This window comes from Bradyrhizobium sp. CCBAU 45394, from assembly GCF_028128655.1.
GTDB lineage: Bacteria > Pseudomonadota > Alphaproteobacteria > Rhizobiales > Xanthobacteraceae > Bradyrhizobium > Bradyrhizobium diazoefficiens.
Window position 1 is genome coordinate 165,056 of the sequence record NZ_LBIX01000001.1, and the last position, 8,751, is coordinate 173,806.

General features: G+C 64.3%; 6 protein-coding genes. 5 read left to right on the forward strand and 1 reads right to left on the reverse strand.

The window, feature by feature from the left end; genetic code table 11:
- Positions 1-53: 53 nt before the first annotated feature.
- Entirely contained in the window at positions 54-3,518 is a 3,465-nt protein-coding gene (gene carB, locus WN73_RS00780) for a carbamoyl-phosphate synthase large subunit (protein WP_028172838.1), read from the forward strand.
- A 228-nt stretch (positions 3,519-3,746) separates the two neighbouring features.
- Positions 3,747-4,220 (forward strand): transcription elongation factor GreA, encoded by a 474-nt coding sequence (gene greA / locus WN73_RS00785; RefSeq protein ID WP_011090113.1) that lies wholly within the window; start codon positions 3,747-3,749, stop codon positions 4,218-4,220.
- A gap of 310 nt (positions 4,221-4,530) precedes the next feature.
- On the opposite strand, the gene WN73_RS00790 is transcribed toward greA, so the two are convergent.
- Positions 4,531-5,010 carry an Lrp/AsnC family transcriptional regulator gene (locus WN73_RS00790; RefSeq protein ID WP_027547667.1) on the reverse strand — a complete coding sequence of 160 codons (480 nt, stop codon included), beginning with the start codon at positions 5,008-5,010 and terminating at the stop codon, positions 4,531-4,533.
- A gap of 267 nt (positions 5,011-5,277) precedes the next feature.
- Between WN73_RS00790 and trxB the strand changes: the two genes are divergently transcribed.
- From trxB to WN73_RS00805, 3 genes are all read left to right on the forward strand, one after another.
- Complete coding sequence (gene trxB, locus WN73_RS00795) at positions 5,278-6,243, forward strand: thioredoxin-disulfide reductase (protein WP_271550991.1); 966 nt, start codon at positions 5,278-5,280, stop codon at positions 6,241-6,243.
- Positions 6,244-6,248: 5 nt separating this feature from the next.
- Complete coding sequence (locus WN73_RS00800; protein ID WP_028172837.1) at positions 6,249-7,172, forward strand: LysR family transcriptional regulator; 924 nt, start codon at positions 6,249-6,251, stop codon at positions 7,170-7,172.
- 448 nt (positions 7,173-7,620) lie between these two features.
- Positions 7,621-8,529: a 4-hydroxy-tetrahydrodipicolinate synthase family protein gene (locus tag WN73_RS00805; protein ID WP_038965421.1), complete on the forward strand. Its 909-nt coding sequence runs from the start codon at positions 7,621-7,623 to the stop codon at positions 8,527-8,529.
- Positions 8,530-8,751 lie beyond the last annotated feature (222 nt).

The following is an 8,751-nucleotide window of genomic DNA, read 5'->3' on the forward strand; positions in this document are numbered from 1 at the left end:
CGCGCAGCCGCGCGCCCTTTTTTTGTGCCCAAATCCGACTTCGGCGAGAGTTGATGCCCAAACGTACAGACATCACCACCATTCTGATCATCGGCGCCGGTCCCATCGTGATCGGACAGGCCTGCGAGTTCGACTATTCGGGCACGCAGGCGGTGAAGACGCTGAAGGAAGAGGGCTATCGCATCGTCCTCGTCAATTCCAACCCGGCCACGATCATGACCGACCCGGAATTGGCGGATGCGACCTATATCGAGCCAATCACGCCCGAGATCGTCGCCAAGATCATCGAGAAGGAACGTCACGTCATTCCCGGCGGCTTCGCGCTCTTGCCGACCATGGGCGGCCAGACCGCGCTGAACTGCGCGCTGTCGCTGCGCCGGCAGGGCACGCTGGAAAAGTTCCACGTCGAGATGATCGGCGCCACCGCCGACGCGATCGACAAGGCGGAGGATCGCCAGCTCTTCCGCGAGGCCATGACCAAGATCGGGCTCGAGACGCCGAAGTCCCGGCTTGCCAATGCGTCGGCATTGAAGAAGTCGTTCCGCGACAAATATCTCGCCGAACGCGAAAAGCTCTCCGGCGCCGCGCTCGAAGAGCTCGAGCGGCAATGGACGCTGGGCGAAAGCGACCGCCGCAAGCGCTACCAGGAATACGCATTCGGCCAGGCCATGATGGCGCTGTCCGAGATCGGCCTGCCCGCGATCATCCGCCCCTCCTTCACCATGGGCGGCACCGGAGGCGGCATTGCCTACAACAAGGAAGAGTTCCTCGACATCATCGAGCGCGGCCTGGACGCCTCTCCCACCAACGAAGTGCTGATCGAAGAATCCGTGCTCGGCTGGAAGGAGTACGAGATGGAGGTGGTGCGCGACAAGAAGGACAATTGCATCATCGTCTGCTCGATCGAGAACCTCGATCCGATGGGCGTGCACACCGGCGACTCCATCACGGTGGCGCCGGCACTGACGCTGACCGACAAGGAATACCAGATCATGCGCGACGCCTCGCTGGCGGTGCTGCGCGAGATCGGGGTGGAGACCGGCGGCTCCAACGTGCAGTTCGGCGTCAATCCCGACGACGGCCGCATGGTCGTCATCGAGATGAATCCGCGCGTGTCGCGTTCCTCCGCGCTGGCTTCGAAGGCCACCGGTTTTCCGATCGCGAAGGTCGCCGCCAAACTCGCGGTCGGCTACACCCTGGACGAGATCGCCAACGACATCACCGGCGGCGCCACGCCGGCCTCGTTCGAGCCGACCATCGACTACGTGGTCACGAAAGTGCCGCGCTTCGCCTTCGAGAAATTCCCCGGCGCCTCCACGACGCTCACGACGTCGATGAAGTCGGTCGGCGAAGTCATGGCGATCGGCCGCACCTTCCAGGAAAGTCTTCAGAAGGCATTGCGCGGGCTCGAGACCGGATTGACCGGCCTCGACGAGATCGAGATCGAGGGGCTGGGCCAGCACGACGACAAGAATGCGATCCGTGCCGCGCTCGGCACGCCGACACCCAACCGCCTGCTCCAGGTCGCCCAGGCGATGCGGCTCGGCTGGTCGAACGAGGACATCTTCAACTCCTGCAAGATCGATCCGTGGTTCCTCGGCGAGATGCGCGGCATCGTCGACATGGAGGAGAAGGTCAGGAAGAACGGCCTGCCGGGCAATGCCTTCGGCATGCGCACGCTCAAGGCCATGGGCTTCTCCGACGCGCGGCTCGCGGTGCTCGCCGACACGACGGAAGCCGAGGTGACGGCGAAGCGCCACGCGCTCGACGTTCGCCCGGTCTACAAGCGCATCGACACCTGCGCGGCCGAATTCGCCTCCCCAACCGCCTACATGTACTCGACCTATGAGGCGCCGTTTGCAGGCGCTCCGGCGGACGAGAGCACGCCGTCGGACAAGAAGAAGGTCATCATTCTCGGCGGCGGGCCCAACCGCATCGGCCAGGGCATCGAGTTCGACTATTGCTGCTGTCACGCCTGCTTCGCGCTGCATGATGCAGGCTACGAATCCATCATGGTCAACTGCAACCCGGAAACGGTGTCGACCGACTACGACACCGCGGACCGGCTCTATTTCGAGCCGCTCACCGCCGAGGACGTGCTGGAGATCATCGCGAAGGAGCGCACCAACGGCACGCTGCATGGCGTGATCGTGCAGTTCGGCGGCCAGACGCCGCTGAAGCTGGCGCGCGCGCTCGAGGCCGCCGAAGTGCCGATCCTTGGCACCTCGCCGGACGCCATCGACCTCGCCGAGGACCGCGACCGCTTCAAGCGCGTGCTCGACAAGCTGCGGCTGAAACAGCCGAAGAATGGTATCGCCTATTCGGTCGAGCAGGCGAGGCTCGTCTCCGCCGATCTCGGCCTGCCCCTGGTAGTGCGCCCGTCCTACGTGCTCGGCGGCCGCGCCATGCAGATCATCCGCGAGGAGAACCAGCTCAACGACTATCTGCTCGGCACGCTGCCGGAGCTGGTGCCGGCCGACGTCAAGGCGCGCTATCCGAACGACAAGACCGGGCAGATCAACACCGTGCTCGGCAAGAACCCGCTGCTGTTCGACCGCTACCTGTCGGATGCGACCGAAATCGACGTCGACTGCCTCTGCGACGGCAAGGACACCTTCATCGTCGGCATCATGGAGCACATCGAGGAAGCCGGCATCCATTCCGGCGACAGCGCCTGCTCGCTGCCGCCGCACTCGCTCGATGCGAAGATGATCGAGGAGCTGGAGCGGCAGACGCGCGAGCTCGCGCTCGGCCTCGACGTCGTCGGCCTGATGAACGTGCAATACGCCATCAAGGACGGCGAGATCTACGTGCTCGAAGTCAATCCGCGCGCCTCGCGCACGGTGCCCTTCGTCGCCAAGGTGGTCGGCACGCCGGTCGCCAAGATTGCCGCGCGCATCATGGCCGGCGAGAAGCTCGCCGATTTCGGGCTGAAGAAGGCGCAGCTCAAGCATGTCGGCGTCAAGGAATCGGTATTCCCGTTCGCGCGCTTCCCCGGCGTCGACACGGTGCTCGGCCCCGAGATGCGCTCGACCGGAGAGGTGATGGGCATCGACCGCTCGTTTGCGGTGGCCTTCGCCAAGAGCCAGCTCGGCGGCGGCACGCGGGTGCCGCGCAAGGGCACGGTGTTCGTCTCGGTGCGCGAAAGCGACAAGACGCGCATCGCCGAGGCCGTTCGCGAATTGCATTCGCTCGGCTTCAAGGTGCTGGCGACGTCGGGCACGCAGCGCTTCCTGACCGACCAGGGCATCCCGACCGAGAAGGTGAACAAGGTGCTGGAAGGGCGGCCGCATATCGTCGACGCCATCACCAATGGCGACGTCCAGCTCGTCTTCAACACCACCGAAGGCCCGCAGGCGCTCGCCGACAGCCGTTCACTGCGGCGCGCGGCCCTCTTGCATAAAGTGCCGTATTACACCACTCTTTCCGGGGCCGTGGCGGCCGCGCAGGGCATCCGCGCCTATCTTGGCGGGGACCTTGAGGTTCGTACCCTGCAGAGCTACTTTTCGGAAACCTGATCGCGAACGGAAGGCTTGGCCTTGAGAGGTTAGCCTTCCGCTAAGTGATTGGCAGTCAAGCCACAATGGCCGCAGGAACTGTCCGGCCATATGGTTGTTCTGTTCCGGCGCCAAGCCCATATCTGTCGACGTCCGGCGGCTCACGTACCGAGCCCCGGAAATACCGACGAATCAAGGTTGGGCGCCCATTCGCGTTCTGGGGCGCACGATCGAAGGACGAGAGAGAAGATGGAAAAGGTTCCGATGACTTCGGCCGGGTTTGCCGCGCTCGGGGAAGAATTGAAGAAGCGCCAGTCCGAGGACCGTCCGCGCATCATCGAGCATATTGCGGAGGCGCGCTCGCACGGAGACCTGTCGGAAAACGCGGAATATCACGCCGCGAAGGAAGAGCAGTCCCACAATGAAGGCCGCATCGCCGAGCTCGAGGACAAGCTCGCGCGCGCCGACATCATCGACATCTCGAAACTGTCCGGCGACACCATCAAATTCGGCGCCACCGTAACGCTGGTCGACGAGGACACCGAGAAGAAGGCGGTGTGGCAGATCGTCGGCGAGGTCGAGGCCGACGCCAAGAAGGGCCGCATCTCCATCACTTCGCCGCTCGCCCGCGCGCTGATCGGCAAGAAGAAGGGTTCGACCGTCGAGGTCAACGCACCCGGCGGCGCCAAGGCGTATGAGATCACCAAGGTGGAGTGGCGGTAAGGATTTGCCGCTGCGCGTGATGATGTTCTGAAAAGGCCGCGCAAACCGCGCGGCCTTTTTGTTTAGGCGTGTTGCTCGGAATGACGGTGTGGAGACCGCGAAGCGCAACTCTATCACCATCACCCTGAGGCGGCCGCTTCTTCAGCTGCCCTCGAAGGGCGACGGCCCCATTGTTGCCTCGCGCGGCGACACGCGGGCCGCCCATCCTTCGAGGCTCCCGATGGGGCGCTCCGCGCCCCATCACTCGCACCTCCAGCGACGAGCGCTACGCGCTCGCGCGGGGGTGACGGGACTAACAGGCTTGGCGAACCTACCGCCGCCCCTTCACATCCAGCGGCACGGCCGCCTCATATTTCGAATTGTGCAGCACCAGCGAGGTCCGCACGTTGCGGACATGGGGCGCGGCGGTCAGGTGGGTGACGAAATCCTGGAAGGTCGCCATGTCGGGCGCGACGCATTTCAGGATGAAATCGACCTCGCCCGACAGCATCCAGCATTCCCGCACCAGGGGCTCGGCGCGGACGAACTCCTCGAAGGCGCGCAAATCCGCCTCGGCCTGGCTGGACAGGTGCACGGCCGCGAACACCGTGACGTCGAAACCGAGCTTTCGCGCGTCCAGCAGCCCGCGATAGCCGTGAATGTAGCCCTCCTCCTCCAGCGCCCGGACCCGGCGCAGGCAGGGCGGCGGCGAAATGCCAACCCGCTTGGCCAGCTCAACATTCGTGATTCGACCGTCGGCCTGAATCTCGGTGAGAATTTTCAGGTCGATCTCGTCTAGGTTCCGCGACACGTGATTGGAACTCCTGGCCTTTGCGGCGGTATCGGGTGGGTTTGTCGCAATCCTCATAGCCCAGTCCGCACCCATTGCGCAATTTTATTGCGCGTGCAGCGCAATCGACTTTTGTTCCCTGTTGGAAAAATCCGCCGACAGGGAATGCAATTCTTGCATAGCTCACCAGAACGCTTAGATTAGCTCTGATATTTCAGCGCCTCCGCGAGGCCTCCTGGCTCCTTCCGCGCCCGCGCTGCAAATCCCCCGTGAAAGGCGTCCATCGAAATGTCCGCTCCTGTTCATGCAAAGGTCGTGATTATTGGCTCTGGCCCCGCGGGCTACACGGCGGCGATCTACGCCGCGCGTGCGATGCTCGAGCCGATCCTGATCCAGGGCATCCAGCCGGGCGGTCAGCTCACCATCACCACCGAGGTCGAAAACTATCCGGGCTTCGCCGACGTGATCCAGGGCCCCTGGCTGATGGAGCAGATGGAGAAGCAGGCGGTCCATGTCGGCACCAAGATCGTCACCGACCTGGTGACCAAGCTGGAGACCGGGCAACGGCCGTTCCGCCTCACCTGCGACAGCGGCGACGTCTATCTCGCCGAAACCGTGATTCTCGCCACGGGCGCGCAAGCGCGCTGGCTCGGGCTGCCGTCCGAAGGGAAATTCCAGGGCGGCGGCGTCTCGGCCTGCGCCACCTGCGACGGCTTCTTCTACCGCGGCAAGGAAGTGATCGTGGTCGGCGGCGGCAATACCGCGGTCGAGGAAGCGCTGTTCCTCACCAACCATGCCTCGCAGGTCACCATCGTGCATCGTCGCGACCACTTCCGCGCCGAACGCATCCTGCAGGAGCGTCTGTTCAAGCACCCGAAGATCAAGGTGGTCTGGGACTCAGCCGTCGACGAGATCTGCGGCACCGAGAACCCGAACAAGGTCACCCATGTCCGCCTCAAGAACGTCAAGACCGGCAAGCTCACCGAGCTGAAGGCCGACGGCATCTTCATTGCCATCGGCCACGCCCCGGCGACCGAGCTGGTGAAGGACCAGGTCAAGCTCAAACCGTCGGGCTATGTCGAGGTCGCCCCGAACTCGACCGCCACCTCGGTGCCCGGCCTGTTCGCCGCCGGCGACGTCGCCGACGAGACTTATCGCCAGGCCGTGACGGCCGCAGGCCTCGGCTGCATGGCAGCACTCGAAGCCGAACGTTTCTTGGCCTTGCGCGCCAGCGAGCGTGCAGCAGCGGAATAAAGATCATGCCTCGAACACGCGACGGATTTACGGATATGGACTGGGACAAGCTGAAGGTGTTTCACGCGGCGGCTGAAGCGGGCAGCTTCACGCATGCGGGCGAGCAGCTCGGCCTGTCGCAATCGGCGGTCTCACGCCAGGTCTCGGCGCTCGAGCAGGAGCTCTCGGTCTCGCTGTTCCACCGCCACGCCCGCGGCCTGATCCTCACCGAGCAGGGCGACCTCCTGTTCCGCACCGCGCATGACGTGTTCATGCAGCTCCAGGCGGCGCGCGCCAAACTGACCGACAGCCGCGAGCGGCCGAGCGGCGATCTCAAGATCACCACCACGCCCGGCGTCGGCATCAACTGGCTGATCCCGCGGCTCGGCGAATTCACCGCGCTCTATCCGGAGATCCGGATCTCGCTGATCGTCACCGACGAGGAGCTGGACCTGTCGATGCGCGAGGCTGACGTTGCGATCCGCACCCGCAAGCCGACGCAGCCGGATCTCATCCAGCGCAAGCTGTTCGCGATGGGTTTCCACGCCTATTGCTCGCCGGATTACATCAAGCGCTTCGGCACGCCGCGCACGCTGGAGGAGCTCGACTCCCACCGCATCATCACGCTCTCGGACGGCACCTTCGCGCCGCATCTTCAGAACCGCAACTGGCTGGTCGAAGCTGGCCGCAACGGCTCGGGTCCGCGCGAGGCCTATTTCAGGGTGAACAACATCCTCGGCCTGGTGCGCGCCTGTCAGCAGGGGCTCGGCATCGCCGCGCTGCCGGATTATCTGATCGAAGAGCAGAGCCGCCTCGTGCAGCTGTTCGGCGAATCGGATTCGATCCAGCTCGATACGTATTTCGTCTATCCCGAGGAGTTGAAGACGGTCGCGCGCGTGCAGGTGTTCCGCGACTTCGTGGTGAGCAAGGCGCAGCGCTGGCCTTCCTGATTTCCGCATGTCTGACATGCGGCCTCGGCTGTTGCTGCATGGCGTTAGGCAAGCTCATAATGTTTGCACGCTGAGCCTTCGCGTTGCGCATTTGTCCCCCTCCTCCAGTGGCGCGGGAGTTCAGTAATCCCTCTTGGAAGGTGATTGTGTCGGCCTCACGTGGCCAATACCTTAAGCCGGGCTCGTTCGAGCCCGGCTTTTTTTCTGCCCAATTCGGCATTCGCCTTCCGCGTGTATTGACAGTTCCACGTATCGCCCGCATCATTTGCGAATGATCACGAAGTCGTGCGCAATCGTTTCGAAAAAGGGCCCCCACCCGGGGACCTCGGATTTTTGCGCGCGCTAACTACGCTTCGTCATCGCAGCAAATCCCGAAAACCCCGCCACCTGGACGGGGTTTTTTCATGTGCCCTCCGTCTCAGGTTTTTTCCCGAGAAGGAGACTGGACATGACCGACCTGCGAACGCATCTGCACGGACTCTGGCTGCCGCTGGTGACGCCGTTTCGAGACGGCAAGCTCGACGAGACGTCGCTGCGGCGGCTGACGCGACATTACTGCGGACAGGCCGTCGACGGCTTCATCCTGGGGGCGACCTCGGGTGAAGGCATGACGCTGCGGGACGCCGAGCTCGAACGCCTCGTCGCCATCGTCCGCGACGAGATGGCGGCCGGCCGCCGAACGTTGCCTATCTGCCTCGGAATGTCGGGCGCGGACACCTCGCGGCTGAAGGAGCGCCTTGATGAAACCGCGGACTGGCCGATCGACGGCTATTTGATCGCGAGCCCCTATTACGTGCGGCCGTCGCAGCGCGGGCTCCTGGCGCATTTCGAAGCACTTGCCGACCACGCCGCCTGGCCGCTCGCGCTCTACAACATTCCCTATCGCTGCGCGGTCAACATCACCAACCAGACCATGCTGCGGCTCGCCGAGCACCCCAACATCGTCGGCCTGAAGGATTGCGGCGCCAGCCGCGAGCAGTCGATCGCGCTGCTGCGCGACCGGCCGGACGGTTTTCGCGTGCTCACCGGCGAGGACGCGAACTACCTCGAGGCGCTCACCGACGGCGCCGATGGCGGCATCGTGCTGTCAGCCCATGTCGAGACCGCGACGTTCGCGGCCGTGTATGCCGAGCTGAAGCGCGGCAACCGCGACGCGGCGCAGGCGCGCTGGCAGGAGGTCGCCGAGCTGACGCGCCTGTTGTTCACCGAGCCCAGCCCCGCGCCGGCCAAGCACTGGCTGTGGCGCAGCGGCCTGATCGACAGCCCCGAAGTGCGCCTGCCGATGGTGGAAGTCAGCAGCGAGCTCGCCGCCACGATCGACCGCGAGATCGAGCGACGGATGAAAGTCGCGGCGTAGCCCCCCTCTTCACCTCACTCGCATGTGGCCTTTCGAACGAACCGGTTGGCTCCGGTTCGAACGGCCGCGTGCTGCCCGACGCAATCTCAGTGGACATCAACCTATGCGACCTCACCGGTGGCTGTGCGCCCTCAAGGCCCTCTGGCAATTCCCGTCAAGCGGTAGAGTCGAGGAGAGGCGCGGTGATGCGCTTGTTGCGCGTTCCGTTTCCTCTCCCCGCTC

What these genes read in the sequence shown, in the direction of transcription:
- carB (WP_028172838.1), top strand. Translation starts at nt 54, where the DNA reads ATGCCCAAACGTACAGACATCACCACCATTCTGATCATCGGCGCCGGT.
- greA (WP_011090113.1), top strand. Translation starts at nt 3,747, where the DNA reads ATGGAAAAGGTTCCGATGACTTCGGCCGGGTTTGCCGCGCTCGGGGAA.
- trxB (WP_271550991.1), top strand. Translation starts at nt 5,278, where the DNA reads ATGTCCGCTCCTGTTCATGCAAAGGTCGTGATTATTGGCTCTGGCCCC.
- WN73_RS00800 (WP_028172837.1), top strand. Translation starts at nt 6,249, where the DNA reads ATGCCTCGAACACGCGACGGATTTACGGATATGGACTGGGACAAGCTG.
- WN73_RS00805 (WP_038965421.1), top strand. Translation starts at nt 7,621, where the DNA reads ATGACCGACCTGCGAACGCATCTGCACGGACTCTGGCTGCCGCTGGTG.